Below are 22,721 nucleotides of genomic sequence, written 5' to 3'. Positions count from 1 at the left end.
AGCGGCAGGTCACCGCGCCACCGCGGCTCGCGGATGTGCCACTGTGGACCCATGTCATCCGACGACAGGACCGCGAGCCGACTGCGTCCGTTCGCCACGACGATCTTCGCCGAGATGTCGGCGCTCGCCATCGAACACGATGCGGTCAACCTGGGTCAGGGCTTTCCCGACACCGACGGGCCGGAATCGATGCTCGATGCCGCGCGCGCCGCCATCACCGACGGCCGCAACCAGTACCCGCCCGGTCTCGGCGTCCCCGAACTGCGGCAGGCAGTGGCGCGTACGCAACGTGATCTGTACGGCCTGGACTATGACCCGGACCGGGAGGTCCTCGTGACGGTCGGCGCCACCGAGGCGATCGCCGGCGCCGTGGTGGGTCTCGTCGAGCCCGGCGACGAGGTCGTCATGATCGAGCCGTACTACGACTCCTATGCGGCGACCGTGGCGATGGCCGGAGGTGTCCGACGCGTCGTACCACTGGTGCCCGACGGTGATGGCTTTCGCCTCGACCGGGAGCGCCTCGCCGACGCCTTCGGACCGAGAACATCGGTGATGCTGGTCAATTCGCCGCACAATCCGACGGGCACGGTGCTGACGCGCGACGACCTCGCCGAGATCGCCCGCCTGTGCGTCGAACACGACGTCGTTGCCGTCTGCGATGAGGTGTACGAGCACCTCGTCTTCGACGGTCGCACCCACACCCCGCTGGCGACGCTGCCGGGCATGCGCGAGCGGACGATTCGCATCTCGAGCGCGGCGAAGACGTTCAATTGCACCGGCTGGAAGGTGGGCTGGCTCAGCGGGCCTCCCGAATTGGTGGCCGCGGCCCGCACCGCCAAGCAGTACATGTCCTACGTCGGCTCCGGGCCGTTCCAGCCGGCGGTGGCGCACGCACTCGACCACGAAGCGGACTGGGTACGCGCGTCCGCCGAGGCCCTGCAGCGCAAGCGCGACATGCTGTCGGCAGCCCTCGTCGATGCCGGGTTCGACGTACATCGCAGCGAGGCAACGTACTTCGTCTGCGCCGACCCACGGCCGCTCGGCGTCGACGACGGCATCGAGTTCTGCCGGTCGCTGCCGGAACGTGTCGGTGTCGCCGCCGTGCCGGTCAGCGTGTTCGCCGACGACCGCGACCCATGGCGCCACCTCCTGCGGTTCGCGTTCTCCAAACGCGACGAGGTGATCGCCGAGGCCGCCGACCGACTCCGCAGGCTGTAACCCGACCCGCGGCAGGTCCGATCAGCGCAGCGCCGGCGCGACGTGCTGTTCGAACAGTTCGAGATCCGCGAGGTCGTGCGCGAGGTTCGGGAAGTAGAAGATCCCGTAGGACATCCCGGCGTCGGCGAGTCCGCGCAGGTTCTCGGCAACCTGCTCGGGTGTCCCGACCGCGGGCATCCCGCGGAACGCGCCCATGCTGCCCGACGCCGCGTCGGGCCCGACGATGGTGCTCAGTCGGCTTTCGAGGTCGGCGAGCTTGCGCTCCACCTCGGCTTCGGTCTCGCCGAGGATGACGTTGTAGTTGGCCGACCGGACGATCGAGTCGTAGTCGCGTCCGAGGTCGGTGCAGTGTTGCTGCAGCACAGTCGATTTGTGCGTGAAACCGTCGAGTGTGCCGTCGAAGTTGGTGTAATCGGCGTACTGCGCGGCGATGCGCAGCGTCTTCTTCTCGCCGCCGCCGGCGATCCAGATGGGCAGCTTTCCGGCGGTCGGCTGCGGTGCGCAGATCGCGTCGTCGACCGAGTAGTGCTTGCCGGCGAAGGTGGCACGCCCCGTCTCCCATGCCTGCTTCATGATCTGCACGCCCTCGTCGAGCCGCGCGAGACGCTCACCTGCTGACGGGAATCCGTAACCGTATGCGCGCCACTCGTGTTCGTACCAGCCGGCACCGATGCCCATCTGGACTCGTCCGCCGGAGATGAGGTCGGCGGTAGCCGCGACCTTCGCCAGGTACATCGGGTTGCGGTAGCTCATCGCGGTGCACATCTGCCCGATCTCCACGCGACTGGTGGTGGCCGCGAGAGCCGAGACCAGGGTCCACGCCTCGTGGGTGGCCTCGTCGGTGGGCATCGGGACGGTGTGGAAGTGGTCGTAGACCCAGATCGAGTCCCAGCCGCCCGACTCGGCACGGTTGGCCACCGACGACATCACCGCCCATTGGTCGGCGGGTGCCACACCCACGAGGTCGAGACGCCAGCCCTGAGGAATGAAGAGTCCGAAACGCATGGCGTCCAAGTTACGCGGAAGCCGCCGGGCGCGTCAGACGGCGGTGGCGATGAGGTTGTCGGCAGCCCAGTTGAGGTGCGCGACAACAGCATCACGAGCGGCACCGGGGTCACCGGCATCGATGGCGTCGATGATGACCGAGTGGCGGTCCACGTCCATGTTGCCGACGGCGCGTTCGGTGCCGGCGAACATGATCGACATCCGGATCGATCCCTCGAGGGAGGTCCATGAGTGCACGAGGGTGTCGTTGCCGGTGAGGCGGCAGAGCGCGCGGTGGAAGTCGAGGTCGGCCTCGATGCGATCGTCGAGTCGTTCGGTTCCGGCGTTCGCCATCCGCGCCAGGGTGTCCCTCAATTCCACGACGTGGCCATCCCGTTCGGGCTGCGCGGCGAGCTCGGACGCGGCGAGGGATTCCAGAGCGCCTCGCACCGCGAAGATGTCGCGGATTTCCTTCTGATCGAGGCTGCGCACCGAGAGCCGGCCACGCGCCCCCGACACCACCAGCCCCTCCTGCTGGAGCTGCCGGAGCGCCTCGCGCAGCGTTCCGCGACTGATGCCCAGTCGCTCGGACAGTTCGGTTTCGACGAGGGCGCTGCGAGGGCGGAGCTCCCCGCTGGTGATGGCGGTGCGCAGGGCCGCGACGGCCTGCTCACGCAAGTTGGTGCGCTGCAGACCCAGCAACGCGCCCTTCTGGTCCGCCATGGCCGTCCTCCTGTCGCCAACATCGATGTTGACTGCTGTTTGTTGACAAGAGTGTACGTGCCCGGCGCTTCCAGAAGGGCGCGGCGGCCGTGGGTCAGAGTTCGGCGAGGACCCGGGACTCGATGCTGTCGGTGGACAGGCCGTACCGGTGGTGCAGGGTCGGCAGCGCGCCCGCGTCGAGGAACTCGTCGGGCAATGCGATGGCACCGATCTGCACGCCGAGTCCGCGCTCGACCACCGCCGAGGCGACGGTCTCGAACAGTCCGCCGACCCGCGTGTGGTTCTCGAGCGTGTAGGCACGACGCCCCTTGGCCAGCTCGGCGAGGACGGTGTCGGAGTCGAACGGCTTGATGGTCGGTGTGTGCACCACGCTCACGTCGACGTTGTGCCGTTCGAGCCGCTCGGCCGCCTGCAGTGCGCGCATGGTCATCAACCCGGAGGAGACGAACACGACGTCGTTGCCGGGCCGCAGCACCTTCGCCTTACCGAGTTCGAAGGTGTAGTCGTATTCGTCGAGAACGGTGGCCACCTTGCCGCGCAGCAGGCGCAGATATGACGGTCCGGGTGCGGCCGCCAGTTGCGGCACGGCCTGTTCCAGGTCGACCGAGTCGCAGGGGTCGACGATCGTCAGGTTCGGCATGCCGCGGAAGATCGCCATGTCCTCGGTGGCCTGATGACTCGGGCCGTAACCGGTGGTGAGTCCGGGCAATCCGCCGACGATGTTGACGTTCAGGTTCGGCTCGGCGATGTCGAGGCACAGGAAGTCGTAGGCACGACGCGCCGCGAAGACCGAGTAGGTCGACGCGAACGGGATCAGGCCGGTCTCCGCCATCCCGGCCGCGGCACCGAACAGGAGCTGCTCGGCCATCCCCATCTGGAAGAACCGGTCGGGCATCGCCTGGGCGAGGATGTGCATGTCGGTGTACTTCGCGAGGTCGGCGCTGAGGCCGACGATCCGCGGATCGGCTTCCGCGGCACGAACGAGCGCGTGGCCGAACGGCGCCGCGACGGTTCGCTGACCGGGGTCGACGAACGAGGCGATCATCGCCGAGGTCTTGAGTTTCGGTGCGGTGGTGGTCATGTCAGGCCTTCGTGCTGTTCGGTGTGAAACGTTCGGTGAGCTGGTCGCGACAGATCTGCCACTCGTGGTCCTCGATCCGCATGAAGTGCGCCTTCTCGCGTTCTTCGAGAATCGCCGCTCCGTAGCCGACCCTGGTGTCGCAGATGACGATCGACGGTGTCCCCCGTGGGGTCGCCCGGGAGGTCACGTCGTCGAAGGCGTCGAGGAGTGCGACCGGATCGTTGCCGTTGACTCGGCGGACGTACCAGCCGGCGGCTTCCCATTTCTGTTCGACCGGTTCGATGTTCAGGATCCCGGCGGTCGGACCGTCGGCCTGCAGCGCGTTCATGTCGACCATGGCGATCAGGTTGCCCAGCTGGTGGTGGTGGGCGCCCATCGCAGCCTCCCACGTCGAACCCTCGTCGAGTTCGCCGTCGGACAGGAAGTTGAAGATGCGGGACCCCGAGTTCTGGTGACGCAGGCCGAGTGCCATCCCGACCGCCACGGTGAGACCGTGACCCAGCGAGCCGCCGGAGATCTCCATGCCCGGTGTGTACGAAGCCATCCCCGACATAGGAAGACGCGAGTCGTCGGCGGCGTAGGTGAGGAGTTCCTCCGTCTCGATGATTCCCGCGGCCGCCAACGCCGCGTACAAACCGATGGCGTAGTGCCCCGTCGAGAGCAGGAAGCGGTCGCGTTCGGCCCATTCCGGGTCGTCGGCACGGTGGCGGAGTTGACTCGCATAGACCGTGGCGAAGATGTCGGCGGCGCCGAGTGCTTGGCCGACGTATCCCTGGCCCTGGACCTCACCCATGTCGATGACGTGGTGGCGCATCCGGTAGGCGAAGTCGGTGACCTTCGCGAGGCGGTCGGTGGAGTCGATGTCGACGGCGGTCGTGGTGGCGGAGGTGAGAGTCACAGCAATTCCTTGGTGGGATGAGAGACGGAGGTTCGTTCGTCGACATGGTCGTGTCCGGCGGCGTTACGTTGCGCGTCGGCGACCAGCCGGCGCTGTTCGGGCCCCCACGTCTCGCGGGTCATCAGCGCGGCGATGAGGCCGATCGCGGCGTAGGCGGCGAACAGCAGGGCGGGTCCGACCCAGCCGAGCCAGATGAAGAGCAGAGTCGTGATGAAGGGCGTGAACCCTGAGACCATGGCCGAGATCTGGTACGCGAGTGACGCTCCCGAGGCGCGGCGCGCAGCGTCGAACAATTCGGGGAACCACGCACCCTGCGCACCGGCGAGCGCGTTCTGGCAGACCGCGTAGGACAGGACGATCGTGGCCGCGATGAACAGGATCAGGCCTGTGTTGACCAGTAGGAACATCGGGATCGCGAAGAGTACGGCGAAGGCGCACACAGCGATGTAGACGGGACGCCTGCCGACCTTGTCGGTGAGGCTGGCCCATCCGACCGTGGCACCCACGCCGATCGCCGACGCGATGCAGAGAGCCGTGAGGGTCTCGCTCTTGGTCGCCAGTTCCTCGCTGTGCAGGTACGAGATCATGTAGGTGATCGACACGGCGTAGCCGGCGGTCTCGGCGACGCGAAGTCCGATGCCGCGCAGGATGTCTCGCCAATCGTGCTTGATGGATTCGATCACCGGGGACTTCTCCACGCGCCCGGAGTCCTTGACCTCTTCGAAGACCGGGGACTCGGGAACCTTGGCGCGGATGATCAGCCCGACCGCGACCAGCACGATGCTGGCCAGGAACGGCACCCGCCACGCCCAGTCGCCACCGAGGTGGACGCTGCCCAGGAACACCAGGTTGGCCAGCAGCAATCCCACCGGGAACCCGGCTTGCACGATGCCGGTGTATTTGCCCTTGGAGCGCCATGGCGCGTGTTCGTAGCTCATGAGGATCGCGCCGCCCCATTCGGCACCGAACGCCAGACCCTGCACGATCCGCACGATGACCAGGAGGATCGGTGCGATCACGCCGACCTGGGCGTAGGTCGGGAGCAGGCCGATGACGAAGGTCGCCAGGCCCATCACGATCAACGAGGCGACCAGGACGGGTTTGCGGCCGACGCGGTCCCCGAGGTGTCCGCCGATGATGCCGCCGATCGGACGGGCGGCGAATCCCACGCCGAGCGTGGCGAACGCGGCGAGTGTGCCGGCCACCGAGCTCTGTCCGGGGAAGAACGCGGTGCCGAAGTACAGGGCCGCGGCCGTACCGAAACCGATGAAGTCGTAGGTCTCGATCACGGCGCCGACCGAGGAGCCGACGGCAACGCGACGAGCGTCCGGCGTGCCCTCGATCGGGCCGCGCATCTGGAGTGCTGCTGTCGTCATCGCGCACCCCTCCTTCGAGTAGATGGGTCAAGTTTCTCAGTGAGCGTTGGGCCTCAACAACCACGAGTGTGACCCGCCGCACTTTCATTGTCAACAGTCAACGGTTGCCGGTTGACTGTTCGTAGGTCGGCGCTTACTGTGGTCCGCATCACGACAAAGGAGGTAGGCGATGCGCCACCCGCGGCTCGGCTGCTCGACGATCACGTTTCGCCGGCTCGACCTCGACCAAGTTCTCGACACCATCGCTGAGCTGGGATTTCGCGAGGTCGACCTGGGCTCCTTACCTGCGGTGTGTGAGCACGTCCCGCTCCGGCTCGACGAGCGGGCGCGATCCCGGGTCGCCGCGGCGGTCCGGAACAGCGGACTGGCGGTCCGCTCGATCAACGCCGACATCGGGGATCTGAACCGGCCTGCTGCCCAGCACGAACTCGCTGATGCTCGCGCGCACCTCGACAGCCTGCTGTCGCTGGCCACCGAAGTCGGGGCAACCGCGGTGGTGCTACCGAACGGCGCCCTGTCGCATGACCCGGTCGAGACGCTGGACTCCGATCTCGACCGGGTAGCAGATCGGTTGGTCGAGGCCGCCGGATGCGCATCGACCCACGGCGTCGAACTGTGGACCGAATCTCTCCACGTCCATCGTCTGTGCTGTACCGCCGAACGCGCTCTGGCACTCGCTGCGCGCCTGAACGGCAGCACGGTTCGGCACGTCGTCGACTTCAGCCACGTCGTCGCCTCCGGGGCGGACCTCGCCGAGACGGTCGACGCCTTCGGCCTGCGCATCGCCCACGTCCATCTCCGTGATGCCACCCGCGGGCACGTCACCGACCTGCCCGACCCCTTGATGCCCGGCAACATCAATCTGAGCATCGGACGCGGCGTCGTGGATTTCGACCGCGGCCTGATCGCACTGCGACGCAATGCCTTCGATGGTCATCTCACCCTGGAGCTCGAGACGCATGACGTCGACGACGCCGACCGTCCGGCAGCCGCGGCGGCGGCCGCCGACACGATCGAATCACTCCTGAACCTGCATCCAGCCACCACCTGAACTTCGTCCACAGCAAGGAGATCCACCATGAGCACGCAGCGCACCGCCGTCATCACCGGCGCCGCATCCGAAACCGGGCTGGGGCGCGCGACAGCCGCCCGCTACGCCGAAGACGGCTGGGCCATCGTCGTTCTCGACCTCGACGGCGAGGCCTCGGCCAAGGTGGCCGCCGAGATCGGCAACGCCTACGACGTTCCCGCCTTCGGCACGGCCATCGACGTCGCCGACGAGTCCTCGGTCGCACGGGCCCACGAGGCCATCGCGGCCGAGGTCACCTCCGGTGCCCTGCCCGCGGTCGGCGCACTCGCCAACATCGCCGGCATCACCTCCCCGGTCCCGTTTCTCGAGACCACCCTCGATCTCTGGAACAAGGTGATGGCGGTCAACGCGACCGGCACCTACCTCGTCACGAAGGCGTTTCTGCCGGACATGATCGACAACGGGTGGGGACGGATCGTCAACATGTCGTCGGTCTCCGCCGAGCGCGGCGGCGGAGTGTTCGGCAAGGTGCCCTACTCGTCGGCCAAGGCCGCTGTCCTCGGCTTCACCAAGAGCCTTGCGCGCGAACTCGGCGACTGCGGGGTCACTGTGAACGCGGTCGCACCGGGCGCTGCAGATACCGCCATCCGGGTCGGTAGCACCTCCGAGCAGGAGGCCGCCATCGCCGCGAGCATCCCCCTGGGCCGCGTGGCCACGACCCGCGAGGTCGCCTCGGTCATCACCTTCCTCAGCTCCGAGGACGCCGCCTACCTCACCGGCACCACCATCGACATCAACGGCGGAAGCCACATGCACTGACGCACGTTCTCCCAGTTCAACGATCCGCCCGGCCGCCATACCGGGCGGATCTGGCGTTTCGAACCACCCTGCATTCGCAAACTTACAAGCAGTCCGGACTGTTTGTGCTATCGTCGCCGATGTGACCGATCCCACCCGAGCCCCACGTCGACGCACGCAGGCCGAGCGCACTGCGAGCACACGTGCGCTGATCCTCGACGCAGCGGTCGACGCACTCGTCGACGTCGGTTATGCCGCAACCACCACGCAGGAGGTCAACCGCCGCGCGGGTGTGTCCCGCGGTGCGCTGCTGCATCACTTCCCCACGCGGGAATCGCTGGTGGTCGCGGCCGTCGGGCACCTCGTCGAACGCAGGCTGCAGGAGATGCTGTCGCGTCCTCGCACCGGCGACGAGGGGCTCGAGATCTTGATCGAGGCGTTCAGCGGACCGCTGTTCGACGCGGCGCTCGAATTGTGGGTCGCGGCTCGCTGCGACGTGGGCCTGCGTACGGCGATCATCCCGCTCGAACAGCAGGTCTCCGACGCCTTGGCCGTGGGTTGCGCCGAACTGTTCGGCGACCGTTACACCACTGCCGAACTCGAGCTCTCGATCGAGCTCGCGCGCGGTCTCGCGGTGTCGCGCATCCTGCGTTCTCCCGATGCCGACCGCGCCCTACTCGACCATCTCCTGCCTGTCTGGAAGGACCTTCTCAGCCATGACTGACCCCACTTCGACCCTCCGGCAGCAGAACACGCTGCCCTCCCGCGTCGATGCCCTCGTCGTCGGTGTCGGATTCGGCGGCCTTGCCGCGCTGCACCGGCTGCGCACCGATCATCCCGAACTGCAGACCCTGGCCATCGAGCGCGGCGAGGGCGCGGGCGGCGTCTGGCGCGAGAACGACTACCCGGGCGCGGCCTGCGACGTGCCGACATCGCTCTACTCGTTGTCGTTCGCACCCAATCCCGACTGGTCCAACACCTACGGACGCCGTCATGAGATCCACGCGTACCTGCGTTCTGTCGCTGCGGGTTTCGCGGACCAGATCGAGTACAACTGCGCGCTGACGTCGGCTCGATGGGACGGCGACACACAGGAGTGGGTCGTGACCACGACCCGGGGCGACATCCGCTGCCGTTTTCTGGTGGCCGCACCCGGCGCACTGTCCGAGCCCGGGCTTCCCGCCGTCCCCGGCGCCGAGGAGTTCACCGGCACGATGTTCCATTCGGCTCAGTGGGACCACAGCCATGACCTGCGCGGCCGCCGCGTCGCGATCGTCGGGACCGGCGCCTCGGCGATCCAGATCGTGCCCGAGATCGTCGACACCGTAGGCCATCTCACTGTCTTCCAGCGCACTCCCGCCTGGGTCGTCCCGCGCCTCGACCGCAACATCGGCCCGCTGGAACGGGCCATCTACCGTCGGGTGCCCGGCATCCACCGCCTCGTGCGCCGGATGGTGTGGACCTACCGTGAGGCCTACGTCCTCATGATGGCCCGCAACCCCAAGCTGCTCCCGATCGCCAAGACCATCGCCCTGGCACAGTTGCGCATCCAGGTCCGCGACCGCGGGCTGCGTCGCCGGCTCACCCCCGACTACACCATCGGGTGCAAGCGAATGCTGCTGACCAACAAGTGGTTCCCGGCGTTGCAACGCGACAACGCCACCGTCACCGGGGCCATCACCCGCCTCACCGCGCGCGGCGCCGTCGACGACGCGGGTCGCGAGCACGAACTCGACACGGTTGTCTTCGCGACCGGTTTCACGCCGACACAGCCTCCCATCGCACACGCCATCACCGGCCGCGACGGCCGAACCCTCGCGCAGGCATGGGCGGGGTCGCCGCGCGCCTACCGCGGGGTCGAGGTGCACGGTTTCCCGAACCTGTTCTTCCTGTACGGGCCCAACACCAACCTCGGGCACAGTTCGATCGTGCTCATGCTGGAGCCCCAGGCCTACTACATGAGCAAGGCCATCTCCGAGCTGTCGCGCAACGGTCATTCGGCCTTCGAGGTCACCGAGTCCGCACAGGAGAGCTACAACGCGGACCTGGACCCCGAACTGGAACGGACCGTGTGGAATTCCGGCGGATGCTCGAGTTGGTACCTCGACTCGACCGGCCGCAACTCCGTGATGTGGCCGAAGTTCACCAGCGACTTCCGCCGCATGATGGCGTCCTTCGACGCCGCCGACCACCGTTTCGACGACGCGATCCCAGCCGTTTCCACCACAAGCAGTGACGACACCGCCGCAACGGCAACCGATTCCGACACCGAGAGGACTCTCGCACCGTGACCACCACCCCCACTCCCGACCACGACGACGCCGATCACTACGACGCCATCGTCATCGGCTCCGGTTTCGGCGGTTCGGTGGCGGCCCTGCGCCTCACCGAGAAGGGCTACCGGGTCGCGGTCGTCGAATCCGGGCGACGTTTCACCGACGGCGATCTACCCAAGACGAGCTGGCGCCTCAAGGACTACGTGTGGGCGCCAGCGCTCGGCATGTTCGGTGTACAGCGGATGCATCTGCTGCGCGACGTCCTCGTCATGGCCGGTGCCGGGGTGGGCGGCGGGTCGCTGAACTACGCGAACACCCTCTACCGGCCCTTACCCGCCTTCTTCGACGATCCCCACTGGGGTTCCATCACCGACTGGGCATCCGAACTCGACCCCTACTACGACCAGGCGTCCCGCATGCTCGGGGTCACCACCTACCCCAAGGTCACCCCGGCCGACCGCGTCATCCGCAAGGTCGCCGAGGACATGGGCGTCGGCGACACCTTCGTCCACACCCCGGTGGGCGTGTTCTTCGGCGAGGCGGGCAAGACGGTCGACGACCCGTTCTTCGGTGGCGCCGGGCCGGCCCGCACCGGATGCACCGACTGCGGCGCCTGTATGACCGGGTGCCCGGTCGGCGCCAAGAACACCCTGGTCAAGAACTACCTCTACCTCGCCGAACAAGCCGGCGCCGAGGTCATCCCGATGACGACCGTGGACACCGTGCGGCCGCGCCCGGACGGCGGTTACGTCGTCGGCGCGCACCGCACCGGTCGCCGCTGGTCGCGCCGGGGCCGTCGAGCGTTCACCGCCGATCACGTGGTGTTCGCCGCAGGCACCTACGGCACCAACAAGCTGCTGCTGGACATGCAGCAGGGCGGCCACCTGCCCGGGCTGTCGACCCGCCTGGGCAAGGTGGTCCGCACCAACTCCGAGGCGGTGCTGGCCGCGACGGCACGCGACCTCGAGACCGACTACACCGAGGGTGTCGCGATCACGTCGTCGTTCCATCCCAACGAGCACACACACATCGAACCGGTGCGATACGGCAAGGGCAGCAACCTCATCGGGCTGCTCCAGGCGATGCTCATCGATGGCGACGGTCGTGTTCCGAGGCCGCTGAAGGCCATCTTCGAGATGGCGCGGCATCCGCTGGTCACGATCCGCAGTCTCTCGGTTCGACGCTGGTCCGAACGCACGATCATCGCCCTCGTCATGCAGACGGCCGACAACTCGCTCGAGCTGTTCTCGCGTCGCGGACGTTTCGGTCCGATGCTGCGCAGCCGCCAGGGCGCCGGTGACCCGCCGCCGACGTGGATTCCGGTCGGGCACGACGCCGTTCGCGCGGTGGCCGACGAGATCGACGGCGACGCAGGCGGTTCCGTCGTCGACCTGCTGAACATCCCGATGACCGCACACTTCCTGGGCGGTTGCTCGATCGGCCGCTCCGCCGAGGACGGGGTCGTCGACCCCTATCACCGCGTGTTCAATCACCCCGGCCTGCATGTCGTGGACGGTTCGACGGTGTCGGCCAACCTCGGCGTGAACCCGTCGCTGACGATCACCGCGCAAGCCGAACGCGCGCTGGCGATGTGGCCGAACGCCGGGGAAGCCGATCCGCGACCCGCGCTCGGTGCGTCGTACCGACCCATCGAGCCGGTGGAGCCGATCCACCCGACGGTCCCGGCGCACGCCCCCGCCGCGCTGCGGTTGCCGATCACACCGATCGTCAACGCGGGCTAGGGATCACCACACTCCCGGTGGCCGCAGCTGGATGCTGATGCGTGCCCCGACGCCGCGCACCTTGGGAACCGCATGCTCCCAGGTGCGTTGACAACTGCCGCCCATCACGAGCAGGTCGCCCGAGGAGAGGGTGAACTTCAGCGATTTCCCGCCTCCGCGGGGACGCAGCATCAGTGGTCGTGGCGCGCCCAGGGAGATGATGGCGACCATCGTGTCGTGCGTCGACGCGCGACCGATGCGGTCGCCGTGCCAGGCGACCGAGTCGTTGCCGTCGCGGTAGAGGCTCACGCCGGCCGTGGCGAAGCCCTCGGGCAGTTCGTCGCGATAGTGGTCGGACAACGCGCTCCGGGCCCGGGTGATCAGCGAGTCCGGGAACGGGTCGTCGGCCTGGTAGATCGACACCAGCCGAGGAACATCGACCACCCGGTCGTACATCTGACGCCGCTCGGCGCGCCACGGGACGTTCTCGCGAAGCCGGTCGAACAACTCCTCGGGTCCACTGATCCACCCCGGGCACAGGTCCACCCACGCACCCTCGGTGAGCGGGCGACGCATCATCGTTGTCGAGAGGTCGCCGAGAGCGGGTTCAACCGCCTGCTCGGCGAACAACGAGCCCTGGATGCCGATGGACATGGAGCCCATCCTACACCGCTGATCGAACGCACGTTCGACGTGAGGCCGCCTAGTCCTCGACTGGGGCGACGCTCGTGCTTTAATCATTTCGTTATAAACCGCGATGACCGAGAGAGTTCGATGAAGCGCACCCGTATCGCCGCCACGTTGCTCGCCGCCACTGCCCTGCTGCTACCCGCCGCACCGGCGACCGCCGGCCCCCTGGACAGCTTGTTCGGCGGTGCGAGCGGCAGTCTCGACTCCGGAAGTGCCGCCCTCGGGTCATCCGGCGGCGACAAGGTCACGCACTACGGCAAGCTCGGCCGTCCGGGCGCCCCCAACGGCATCAAGTCCATCAACGTGTGGGTGTACGCGCCGAACAAGACCGCGGCGATCGTCCCCGGCACCTATCCGAAGAACTCGCGGCTGGGCGTGCGCTGGAACTCGATCATCGACGCCGGGCCCATCGTCGACGGCAACGAGTGCCGCATGGAGGTCCGCCTGTCGGGCCCGAAGGTGCCCAAGCAGGCTGCACTCTTCAAGACCCAGGACTGCACCGCGGTGAAGTCCTACTTCTTCAAGGGTGCGGGCGACTTCACGATCCGTGTCACCGACACCATCTCGGGCGCGTCGAACAGCATCGCGTTCAGCGTTCAGTAGGCGGGCCGGGCGGTCCTCAGCCCGCCGCTGCGACGTCGAACTTCTCCCCGGTCAGCCGTTCAGACTCGTCCCACAGCGCGCCGCGGAACCGCACATCGTCCGCGGCTTTGCGGTACGTGCTTCGCCCGGGAGCGCCCCGCATCCCGAAGAGCTGGGTGGGGCCGTAGAACGTCCCGGACACCACACCCGGCACCGTCGCGGCATAGAGCTGCGGCAGGGCGCCGTCGGCGGCGGGCTGGGCGATCGGCAGCTTGTTGCCCAACTTCGCGAAGAAGTCGGTGAAGTTCTCGCTCCTGCCCTGCAGTTCCGTCGAGGCATAGCCGGGATGGGCGATGAGCGACTTCTTCGACGATCCTGCCGCGTCGAGTCGCGCGGCGAGCTCCTTGCCGAACATGAGATTGGCCATCTTGGAGTCGCCGTACGCACGCCAGCGTCGATACCGCCGCTGTTCCCAGTTCAGGTCGTCGAGGTCGATGCGGCCGATCTGGTGAACGGTGGACGACACGGTCACCACCCGGTCGGTGATCTTCGGTAGCAGAAGCGCGGTGAGCGCGAAGTGACCGAGATGATTGGTGCCGATCTGCATCTCGAAGCCGTCGGTCGTGCGCCGGAACGGCACGGCCATGAGTCCCGCGTTGTTGACCAGCACGTCGGCTCCGGTGATACCCGAGGCGAAGGTGCGTACCGAGTCCAGATCCGCGAGATCGAGTTTCGCGACGGTCGCCTGCGACCCGAGCTCGGAGGCCACCGCGTCCGCCTTCGCGGTGTTGCGGCACGCGAGGACCACATCGGCTCCGGCCTTCACCAGCGCCTTGGCCGTCTGATACCCCAGCCCGCTGTTCGCGCCCGTCACCACGAAGGTCCGACCCGTCTGATCCGGAATGTCCGCTGCCGTCCAACCACTCATCGCGACCCCCTGGGATGCGTCGTCTGGCCCGGCATGGGCGCCGGGACCGTGCGGCCCACGCTATTCACGGGCTGGGACGGCGTCAACGATCCATCTCGTCGGCGCGAGGTGATCAGCCTCCGAAGAAGGTCGGCAATCGGAGTGGGTTGGCCCCGACGATGCGCCGGGCCGGGCGCAGCAACTCGGCGATCAGGTTGGTAGACGACCCGAGTCGCTGAACCAGTTCGATGGGCGCGTAGAAGTCGGTCGGTTCGGATCGGCCCCGCATGATCCGGCTGCCCAGCAACTTCCACTCCTCGGCCTCGTCGCCTGCGGCCTCGAAGGCCGCGCCGCTCGCGAGCGCCGGGATTCGCCCGGTCTTCGCCATGTCGGACAGTCTCGCGCACTCGTTCACCGGGTCGCCGATGACGGTGTATTCATAGCGTCGTTCGGCGCCGATGTTGCCGGCGAAGACATCGCCGTAGGAAACGCCGATCCCCCAGCGGATGTCGAGGCTGTGTGCCAGGCGATCGGCGAGATCCCGTGCCGCGGCGAGGGCGGCACCGGCGGGGTCGTCGATCTCCACCGGCGCGCCGAACACCGCCAGCGCGGCATCTCCCTCGAACTTGTTGACGAAACCCGAATGTTGATCGACGACGTCGGCGACGATGCTGAAGAACGCGTTCAGCAGGGCGGCCGTGTCATCCGGGCTGCGCTGCTGCGCAATGCCTGTCGAGCCGACGATGTCGACGAACAACACGCCGACCCGAGTGTTGGTGCCGTGCATGCCCACACCATCGGAGATCGCCAGGTCGGCAACGGTGTCACCGACGTGCCGCGCGAAGATCTCACGCATGCGGTCACGTTCGGCCAGCCCCTCCACCATGCGGTTGAAGCCGTGTTGCAGCACACCGAGTTCCGAGGAGTCGTAGACGGGTACGCGGGCCCGGTAGTCCCCGTGGTCGACGCGATGCACGGCTCGGCGCATCTCGGTCAACGGATCGGTGAGCGACTGTCCCACAAGCGCGATGACACGCGCACCCGAGGCGAGCCCGACGATGGTGAGCACCACCGTGGTCCAGTCGACGGCGCCGTGAACGTCGGGGAGCAGCCCGCTCCACCTACCGGCGTTGACGGTGAGCAGGCCGACCATCGGGACCGCCGAACTCACCGCCCACACCGCGAGCATCCGCACCCGGACCCCGTTCATGACGTGATTCGTCGGGAAGTCCTCGAGCACCACGACGGCGAGCGGGCGGGCGGCGCGCTCGGCGAACAGGTATGTGAGACAGGCACTCGACGACCCGGCGAGCGCGAACGCGACAGCCACGCCGACGACGGTCGCGGTCGTCAGCTGGTCGGCGATGAGCACGTAGAAGAGGACGGCGGAGGTCCACGCGGTCGCCGTCACGAGAACCTGGACGATCGGGATCCGCTGGACCGCACGGCGCCGGGCATGGTCGGCGGGCTGGCAACTGATGAACCAGCGAAGCTGTGGCCGCACCGCGAGGAGACCGAGCAGGAGATTCGTGAGGATGCCGACGATGATGGCCCCCACGACCACCGGGAAGTTCGGTGCGCCCAGCGTCTCGGCGAAGGTGAGTTGCCCTCCGTTGAAGGCCAGTTGGACGAGGAGGAATGTCTCGGCACCGATGACCGCGTTGCTCGCGATCACCGCCGTCATCGCGGTCACCGTGGCGTGCAGCGCGATCCGGCTGCGCATCGTCGGCCCGATCCGCGACCAGCCGCGCGGGCTCGGAACCGTGGGACTTCCGAACAACAGTCCCGCGGTGCGCCGGCGAAGACGGTTCCACGGCGCACCGCGGCGGGTCCGGCGCGGTCGTCCCATCGGCCTCTCCTGCCCAGCGGCGTTCTCCGCAGCCTACCGAAGGGAACGCCGCAGATGAGGTGACCAAGGACCCTTTCGGCACAGTCGAAGCCCACAGACACGAACGGACCGGCACCGCTGCGGGGTGAGCGCGGTGCCGGTCCATGGCCGGTGGGACTCGAATGTGGGCGAGTCCCGACCGGGGATCGTGCGGATCAGGCCTGGAGTGCCTCGATCTCGAGGTTGATGGTGATCTTGTCGCCGACGACGACGCCGCCACCCTCGAGCGGCATCTCGATGTCGATGCCGAACTCCTTGCGGCTGAGGACGATCTTCGCCTCGAAGCCTGCGACGGTGCCCTGGCCCATGCCGGGATTGGTGCCCAGGTACTCGAGTTCGAGTGTGACGGGCTTGGTGACGCCCTTCAGGGTGAAGTCGCCGTCGAGGAGGTAGTCATCGCCGTTCTGGCGGACGCCGGTGGAGACGAAGGTCGCCTTCGGGAACTTCTCCGCGTCGAAGAAGTCGGCGGACTTGATGTGGCCGTCACGCTGCTCGTTGCGCGTGTTGATCGAGGTCACGTCGATCTCGGCCTGCACGGCCGGGGCGCCGTTCTCGTCGACGGTGATGGTGCCGCTGAAGGTGTCGAAGCTTCCGCGGACCTTGCTGACCATCAGGTGCTTCACGGTGAAGTTGATCGCCGAGTGCACAGCGTCGATGGTCCAGGTGCCGGCGGGGATCGGTGCCTTGACGGTGGTTGCAGAAGTCATGAGTGCGTCCTTCCAGGAATTGCGGTTCGGGTCTCGAGTTGTGGCCGTGGGCCTTCGCGACCCATCACACAAGCTAACCGGACCACGGTCCGATTTCATTCCCCGGATGGCTTTTCGTGTGCGTGATCTACATCACACCCACTATTTCCAGGCGAAAACCGGCTGCTCGAACCCGTCGACACGGGTGTCCCGGTCGCGGAGGACCACCTCGGCGAACTGGTAGATCACCGCGGCTGTCGGAGCGTGGACCAGCGATTCGACGATCGGCAGCTGGATGACCGGAAGGTCCGACTGCGGGATTGTGAGGAACCGCGGCTCGACCATGAGCTCCTCGAACGTCACGAAGAACAGGAGCGCGACCTCGTCGGGATTTGGCGTCGGCTCCTGATACTCCTCGGCCCAGCAGACGATCGGGGTGATCACGAACCCCGACCGCGTCGGATAGTCGTCGAGCAGACCGAGAACCGAACTCTTCGGCAACTGGATGCCCAGTTCTTCGTCGAGCTCGCGGAGCCCGGCCGTGATGTGGTCTTCGCCGGGGTCGAGCCGGCCGCCGGGCAACGCGAACTGGGCGGCATGGCGACGCATCGACGCAGGACGTTTGGCCAACCAGATGCCCTGCCTGCCGTCCTTCTCGGCGACCGCGAGGACCACCGACGCGGCACGGGAGCCCGGGACATCGGCGGTACGACGCTCGAACCGTTCGACGCGCGCGGCCGCCACTTGCCGTTCGAGGTGAGTCACACCCTCAGTTCATCACGCGCGCCGCTCGACTCCGTGACCGCCTGCGAGAGGTGGTAGCTGACGACACTGAGCGCGAACAAGCCCAGGCCGAGGTTGAGCAATGCACCGAAACCCTCCAACGCGAAGTCGACGAGCGCATTGGACAGCGTGAACACCAGTGCGGCGATCCGCAGTGCACGCAGCGGCCACACCCCGGCGTCCTGCCGATGACGGGCGACCATGGCGGGCAGCGAGAGCGCCAGTGTGACGACGCCGCTGACGAGAAGGATCCAGGTGGCCTTGTGGTCGCGGGTGAGTTCGATGTAGACCGCGATCTCGTCGTACCGCTTCTCATTGAAGTAGAAGCTCAGGGCACCGACGACGACGGTGATGCCCGATGCCAGCACGAGGCCCCAGCCCACGAGCGAGATCCACTGCGGACTACGGAAGAACCCCGGGATGAGTCCGACCGCACGGTCGCGTAGTCGCATCAGACGATCAGGGGTTCCCTCGCTCGATTCGAGCACGGCGCGGATGTGACCGATCGTCTCGGCGTCGAGACCCTCCTCCCCCGCCATCGCCAGGAACTCGTCAGCCTGACGACGGCGACGTTCGGGCAACCCGTGCGCCACCCCGTCGGCGGCGATGACCGCGGCATTGGCAAGCGCCTCGGCACCCGTGGGACGCTTCACATCTCGGACGATCCGGCTGATGAGCAGTACCAGCACGACGAGGATGTACATGATCTCCGCGGACGGCCCGTAGAAGTAGTCGTTGGTACGGGTCACGAACTTGCCGACCTCGTCGAGGAACAATCCGAAACCGATACCGCCCAGCACGATCGACGTGACACGCGCCGACGCGCCCAGGAACAGCCACCCGTTGACGAGCGCGAGCATCATCAACGCGCCACCCCACAGGGCGTGCGCGATGTGCAAAGTGCCGTCACCGATCTGCGGATATCCCGTCAGGTGCAGATACAGGCGCGTGACGAGGATGGTGACGATCGCGATGATCAGGAACCACTCGACCGCGGCGGTGCCGTACACGCTGCGGACGACCACCGTGGTCGTGCGAGTTCTCATTGACCGATTATGGACGGTCCATCAGCCGCACAGACTGAATCGAGTCAAAGCGGCACGATCCCGCCGAGTTGCCGGGGCACTCCCGCTCCGTCGACCGTGCGTCCTTTCCCGTCGACCGTGCGTCTTTCCCGTCGACCGTGCGTCCGTTCCCGTCGAGTGGGCAGCCGCCCTCCGCTGGTTGAGCAGGCGACGAGCGCAGCGAGGAGCCGTGTCGAAACCACCTGGCGGCCGACCGACCGCATCACCTCAACTTCCAGAGATCATTTCGCCGATGCGACTTCGATCGAGGTCGCATCGGCGAAATGAAGTCTGCCAGTGCCCACCTGGGCCAGTTGGACGTCGGTCAGTGAAACCGGATGCGCTACAACGTTTCTACGACGGTGCCATCGGCTGTGGATGATCATCGGGTTCTGTCGGTGGCGGGGTTTACCTTGGTCGGTAACAGATCACGCCCCGGTGGGGCGGGTGACGAAACGGACGTCGGGGGGCGTGGTGAGGGTGTGGACCGATCTTCCGGACGAGTTCGTCGCCGGGGTCGATCCTGCCCACATTGGTGAGACCGACATGGTGATGTTGATGGCCGGGCTGGAGGCCACACGGCGCGGCGCCTCGTATCTGGTGTGGCATAAGTATCAGACGATCGCGGTCATGGCCGACCGACTGGTGACCACCAACGCCGCGGGATTCGTGATGGACGGTCTCGCCGACTGCGCCGCCCGCATCGCCCGCCAAGCCGGAGTGTCCCGCCGGCAGGCCGAGATCCTCATCGACGAGGCCATCGCGCTGCGAGACCGGCTACCCGGCACCGCTGACACCCTGCGCGACGGGATCCTCGCGCAGTGGCAGATCCGGTTGATCATCTCCCGCACCGAGTTGATCCCAGCCGATGACCCCATCACCCCCGCCCTCGACGCCGAGATCGCCGCCACGATCCGCCGCCGCAAGGGGGTGTGGGACCGGGCCCGGCTCCGCGACATGGTCGACCGGCTGGTGTTTCGGCACGACCCGGATGCGGTGCGCCAACGCCGCCGCGACGCCCTTGACCAGCGCGGGGTGTGGACCCACGAACTGCCCGATGGCACCGCCGAACTGACCGCGGTCATGTCGGCAGAGAACGTGCGGACCGCGGCCAAAGCCGTCGGCATCCTCGCCGACTCCGTTTGTCAGCGCGATGGTCGCAAACGCGGGCATCGCCGATCCGATGCGATGTTCGCCCTGCTGACCCGCACCAGCTTCGAGTGCCTATGCGACGGTGAACAGGAGTGCACCGCGCAGATCCCCGATCCGCAGAGCGTGCTCGACGCGGTCCGCGCCGAGGTCGTGATCCATGTGGTCACCGATGCCGCGACCCTCGCCGGAGCCCCCGGGGTCGGGTTCCTCGACGAGCACGGCATCATCTCCGATGAGCATGTGCGTGACCTCGCCGCCCGCCCTGATGCCACCCTCACCCCGGTCACCCCTGCCCGTACCGCGCCCACCTACGTCGCCGAAACGCGCCCCGCCTCAACACCTGACGACGCGGACGTAGCCGTGGTGTACCCGGCGACACACCCGGGGAACGGCTACCGGCCGACTACCGCGTGTGCCGATTTCGTGCGGGTGCGGGATGGGTATTGCACCGAACCCGGTTGCACCCGTTCGGCGTTCGCCTGCGATCTCGACCACGTCACCGAGTACGACCACACTGACCCCACCCAGGGCGGTGAGACGTCGAGTGAGAACTTGAACGCGAAATGCCGCGCCGGGCACCTCCTCAAGACCCACGGTGACTGGATCGACGAGCAATACCGCGACCGCGATGGTCGGCTGGTCACCGAATACCTCACCCCCGAGGGCGTCACGCTGCCCGGAGATGCCGAAACGTTGGAAGACACTTTCCCCAACCTGCGACGCATCCGCTTCGAACAATCCGCTCAAGCCCCACCCACACCCCGCGTCATCGCGCCGGTCGACAACCCCGAACGCGCCCACAGCCGACATGACGCCAAACTGGCCCGCCGGCGAAACGAACGCGCCCGCAACCGACGAGCCCGCGAAGGACTCGACCGGTTGGACCCACCACTCTTCTGACGATCGGTGTGGGCAGCGGCGCTGCACTTCTCGAAGCGCAGCCTTCTCATGCTCGATGGCAGCCCCAGCGTTCCCCCGATCAGGTGAAAACCCGTCGGTAAGTTGTTCTGACGCCCCGTGGCCGATGACAATTGACCGAGATTCGTGATCGTTGAGATCACATCAAGCATGCCGATGACCGCTGATCAGGGCGGCGCTTGCAGGGGCGGGAAAAGAGATGAGTGGTATTCGGCGGACACTGCGTGCCTCCACAGTCGGCTGCGCGTTGTGCCTAGGACTGGTCGTGCCGATGGCGCTGCCTTCTGCGGGAGCTGCACCAGTTCTGTCGGCCCAGACCAGTCACACCATCGACCAGCTGAACGACGCCGGCGTGTTCCGCCCCGCCGAACCCGACGACGGACTCGGGCCGGACTGGCTCTCAACGACTTTCCCTCACGTCAACGGCGACACGATCGTGATCGTGACCCCGGGTACCGACGACGGCACCATGTATCCGCGGATCCGAGGCCTACGCGCGGGTCGTCAAACCTTGGTGATCAACTACCCGGAAGCGCTCGGCCCGTTGATCTCTGGCCGGTCCGGTGCGGTCTTGCCGTTCCTCGCCCCGACTTACGACGCCTCTCGAGATGTCGCTGTCGACAACAACCTCCGGGTCATGAGTGCATTCGCGCAGCAGACCGCGGGACAGCCGTACATCGTCTACACCGGCTACTCCCAGGGCGCTGACGCACTCGGCGATGCGGCGGAGCAGGCTGTCGCCGGGGGAACAATCGACGTCGGCAAGTCCCTGATTCTGCTCATCTCAGACCCCCGCAGCCCGTGGGGCCTCAAGGCCTGGGCCGACGACAACCCCGTCGTCCGCACGGTTTTCGAACTGTTCGGCGCCGAGAGCAACGGCGCCCGCGATCCCGGCGCCACAGGCGGGGACCTCCCGGTCGTGTCCGTCATCGTGGTCGGCGATCCGGTTGCCAACTTTCAGTGGAGGAACAACCGCCCGTTGAGTTCGCTGCTCGTCAACGCGGCCGGCTTCATCGCGATCCACTCCGGTCTCGGCGAAGAGAACTACGGCAACCTGATCGACTACACGGCCGCACCGACGACGATGAAAAGCCGAGACGGCAACACGACCTATGTCGCCTATCAGCCTAAACACCACCCGCTCACGTTGGTCGCCATGATTCTCAACGACGCCGTCGGCATCGACCCCAGCAACGCCGACATCGAGCGGTGGGACCGCGTCAACAACGCCTTCTACCCGCTGGTGACGCCGACCGTGTCGAACGCGGCGGTGCCGGTCGAGTCTTCGTCGTCCGACGACGACGCATCGGCGGTTGCCCGTCTCGCTGATCCAGCGGATGTCGACGAACCGTTGACCGAGCCGCTCGCGCCAGCCGAGACAATGAGCCCCGACGTCTCCACCCCCGCCGGAGAGACCTCACCCGGAGGACGCCATCGCGCGCCCGAGAGCGCAGACTCGGATCCAACTCCGGCGTCGACCCCGTCTGAGGGCGGGCGGCACCGCCTCACCGGCAGCGGACGACACTCCGCGGAGTCCGAGCCGGCCGACTCCGCACCAGCAGACACGAGCTTTGATTCCGACACATCCACACCTGACGAGGATGCCTCAGACGTGTCAGACACCGATACCGATAGCGACACCTCGTCCGACTCGAGCGGCGGAGAGGCCGGTGCGGCAGCCTGACGGCTGAAACCCCTCCACGACAACGTATTCAACGTCCCCAGAGAAAAACCACATTGCGGTCGCGCCGGCTCCCCCGCCCCTCGGTAGAGCTGGCGAGGAGTCCCGAAACGCGCCGCTTTTATGCGCCGGACTCACCCCTGTTCGATAAGGAATGCCGCGACAGCAAAAGCGATGAACACGAGAGAGATCGCGCACCCCGAGGGACACCTGCTTCGCGGTGGACATAGGCGCGTACAGGTCCTTGTACTCATACCTCTACGTA

The 22,721-nt window shown here is 67.0% G+C and carries 20 protein-coding genes; 9 read left to right on the top strand and 11 right to left on the bottom strand.

Annotated elements, in window-relative coordinates:
* Positions 1-51: 51 nt before the first annotated feature.
* Positions 52-1,218 carry a pyridoxal phosphate-dependent aminotransferase gene (locus tag ACSUZC_RS05860; RefSeq protein WP_439031936.1) on the top strand — a complete coding sequence of 389 codons (1,167 nt, stop codon included), beginning with the start codon at positions 52-54 and terminating at the stop codon, positions 1,216-1,218.
* 21 nt (positions 1,219-1,239) lie between these two features.
* On the opposite strand, the gene ACSUZC_RS05855 is transcribed toward ACSUZC_RS05860, so the two are convergent.
* From ACSUZC_RS05855 to ACSUZC_RS05835, 5 genes are all read right to left on the bottom strand, one after another.
* Positions 1,240-2,223 (bottom strand): LLM class F420-dependent oxidoreductase, encoded by a 984-nt coding sequence (locus tag ACSUZC_RS05855; protein ID WP_439031935.1) that lies wholly within the window; start codon positions 2,221-2,223, stop codon positions 1,240-1,242.
* Positions 2,224-2,256: 33 nt separating this feature from the next.
* The gene (locus ACSUZC_RS05850) at positions 2,257-2,925 is read right to left on the bottom strand and encodes a GntR family transcriptional regulator (protein WP_439031934.1); all 669 of its coding nucleotides are present in this window, start codon (positions 2,923-2,925) and stop codon (positions 2,257-2,259) included.
* Between the two features lie 94 nt (positions 2,926-3,019).
* A complete protein-coding gene (locus ACSUZC_RS05845; protein ID WP_439031933.1) occupies positions 3,020-4,006 on the bottom strand; it encodes a transketolase family protein in 987 nt (328 codons plus the stop codon).
* Position 4,007: 1 nt separating this feature from the next.
* A complete protein-coding gene (locus tag ACSUZC_RS05840; protein WP_439031932.1) occupies positions 4,008-4,904 on the bottom strand; it encodes a transketolase in 897 nt (298 codons plus the stop codon).
* On the bottom strand, positions 4,901-6,280 hold the full coding sequence (locus tag ACSUZC_RS05835; RefSeq protein WP_439031931.1) for an MFS transporter: 1,380 nt from the start codon (positions 6,278-6,280) through the stop codon (positions 4,901-4,903). The genes ACSUZC_RS05840 and ACSUZC_RS05835 overlap by 4 nt, the downstream gene beginning before the upstream one ends.
* A 169-nt stretch (positions 6,281-6,449) precedes the next feature.
* On the opposite strand from ACSUZC_RS05835, the gene ACSUZC_RS05830 reads away from it, so the two are divergent.
* The 5 genes from ACSUZC_RS05830 to ACSUZC_RS05810 all read left to right on the top strand — a co-directional run bounded on the left by ACSUZC_RS05830 (position 6,450) and on the right by ACSUZC_RS05810 (position 12,126).
* Entirely contained in the window at positions 6,450-7,331 is an 882-nt protein-coding gene (locus ACSUZC_RS05830; protein WP_439031930.1) for a sugar phosphate isomerase/epimerase family protein, read from the top strand.
* 27 nt (positions 7,332-7,358) lie between these two features.
* Positions 7,359-8,129, top strand: a complete 771-nt coding sequence (locus ACSUZC_RS05825; RefSeq protein WP_439031929.1) for an SDR family NAD(P)-dependent oxidoreductase — start codon at positions 7,359-7,361, stop codon at positions 8,127-8,129.
* Positions 8,130-8,250: 121 nt separating this feature from the next.
* On the top strand, positions 8,251-8,832 hold the full coding sequence (locus ACSUZC_RS05820) for a TetR/AcrR family transcriptional regulator (protein ID WP_439031928.1): 582 nt from the start codon (positions 8,251-8,253) through the stop codon (positions 8,830-8,832).
* Positions 8,825-10,399: a flavin-containing monooxygenase gene (locus ACSUZC_RS05815; RefSeq protein ID WP_439031927.1), complete on the top strand. Its 1,575-nt coding sequence runs from the start codon at positions 8,825-8,827 to the stop codon at positions 10,397-10,399. The genes ACSUZC_RS05820 and ACSUZC_RS05815 overlap by 8 nt, the downstream gene beginning before the upstream one ends.
* A complete protein-coding gene (locus ACSUZC_RS05810) occupies positions 10,396-12,126 on the top strand; it encodes a GMC oxidoreductase (RefSeq protein WP_439031926.1) in 1,731 nt (576 codons plus the stop codon). Before ACSUZC_RS05815 ends, ACSUZC_RS05810 begins: the two co-directional genes overlap by 4 nt.
* Before the next feature lie 3 nt (positions 12,127-12,129).
* Here the strand turns inward: ACSUZC_RS05810 and ACSUZC_RS05805 are convergent, their stop codons facing one another.
* The gene (locus tag ACSUZC_RS05805) at positions 12,130-12,759 is read right to left on the bottom strand and encodes an alpha-ketoglutarate-dependent dioxygenase AlkB (protein WP_439031925.1); all 630 of its coding nucleotides are present in this window, start codon (positions 12,757-12,759) and stop codon (positions 12,130-12,132) included.
* A 120-nt stretch (positions 12,760-12,879) separates the two neighbouring features.
* Between ACSUZC_RS05805 and ACSUZC_RS05800 the strand changes: the two genes are divergently transcribed.
* Positions 12,880-13,398 (top strand): hypothetical protein, encoded by a 519-nt coding sequence (locus tag ACSUZC_RS05800; protein WP_439031924.1) that lies wholly within the window; start codon positions 12,880-12,882, stop codon positions 13,396-13,398.
* A 16-nt stretch (positions 13,399-13,414) separates the two neighbouring features.
* Here ACSUZC_RS05800 and ACSUZC_RS05795 read toward each other — a convergent pair whose 3' ends face one another.
* The 5 genes from ACSUZC_RS05795 to ACSUZC_RS05775 all read right to left on the bottom strand — a co-directional run bounded on the left by ACSUZC_RS05795 (position 13,415) and on the right by ACSUZC_RS05775 (position 18,666).
* Positions 13,415-14,305 carry an oxidoreductase gene (locus ACSUZC_RS05795; protein WP_439031923.1) on the bottom strand — a complete coding sequence of 297 codons (891 nt, stop codon included), beginning with the start codon at positions 14,303-14,305 and terminating at the stop codon, positions 13,415-13,417.
* Between the two features lie 112 nt (positions 14,306-14,417).
* Positions 14,418-16,133, bottom strand: coding sequence for an adenylate/guanylate cyclase domain-containing protein (locus ACSUZC_RS05790; RefSeq protein ID WP_439031922.1), 1,716 nt, complete (start codon positions 16,131-16,133; stop codon positions 14,418-14,420).
* Between the two features lie 194 nt (positions 16,134-16,327).
* On the bottom strand, positions 16,328-16,879 hold the full coding sequence (locus ACSUZC_RS05785; protein ID WP_439031921.1) for a YceI family protein: 552 nt from the start codon (positions 16,877-16,879) through the stop codon (positions 16,328-16,330).
* A gap of 141 nt (positions 16,880-17,020) precedes the next feature.
* Positions 17,021-17,623, bottom strand: coding sequence for an NUDIX hydrolase (locus ACSUZC_RS05780; protein WP_439031920.1), 603 nt, complete (start codon positions 17,621-17,623; stop codon positions 17,021-17,023).
* A complete protein-coding gene (locus ACSUZC_RS05775) occupies positions 17,620-18,666 on the bottom strand; it encodes a hypothetical protein (RefSeq protein ID WP_439033005.1) in 1,047 nt (348 codons plus the stop codon). Before ACSUZC_RS05775 ends, ACSUZC_RS05780 begins: the two co-directional genes overlap by 4 nt.
* A gap of 519 nt (positions 18,667-19,185) precedes the next feature.
* Between ACSUZC_RS05775 and ACSUZC_RS05770 the strand changes: the two genes are divergently transcribed.
* Both ACSUZC_RS05770 and ACSUZC_RS05765 read left to right on the top strand, forming a co-directional pair.
* Positions 19,186-20,757: a DUF222 domain-containing protein gene (locus tag ACSUZC_RS05770; protein ID WP_439033004.1), complete on the top strand. Its 1,572-nt coding sequence runs from the start codon at positions 19,186-19,188 to the stop codon at positions 20,755-20,757.
* 289 nt (positions 20,758-21,046) lie between these two features.
* Positions 21,047-22,459 (top strand): PE-PPE domain-containing protein, encoded by a 1,413-nt coding sequence (locus tag ACSUZC_RS05765; RefSeq protein ID WP_439031919.1) that lies wholly within the window; start codon positions 21,047-21,049, stop codon positions 22,457-22,459.
* Positions 22,460-22,721 lie beyond the last annotated feature (262 nt).

Origin of the sequence: Gordonia terrae, assembly GCF_051789125.1 — a bacterium.
Classification (GTDB): domain Bacteria; phylum Actinomycetota; class Actinomycetes; order Mycobacteriales; family Mycobacteriaceae; genus Gordonia; species Gordonia terrae_A.
Note: the sequence above shows the minus strand (reverse complement) of the source record. Positions and strands in the feature narration are given on the sequence as shown.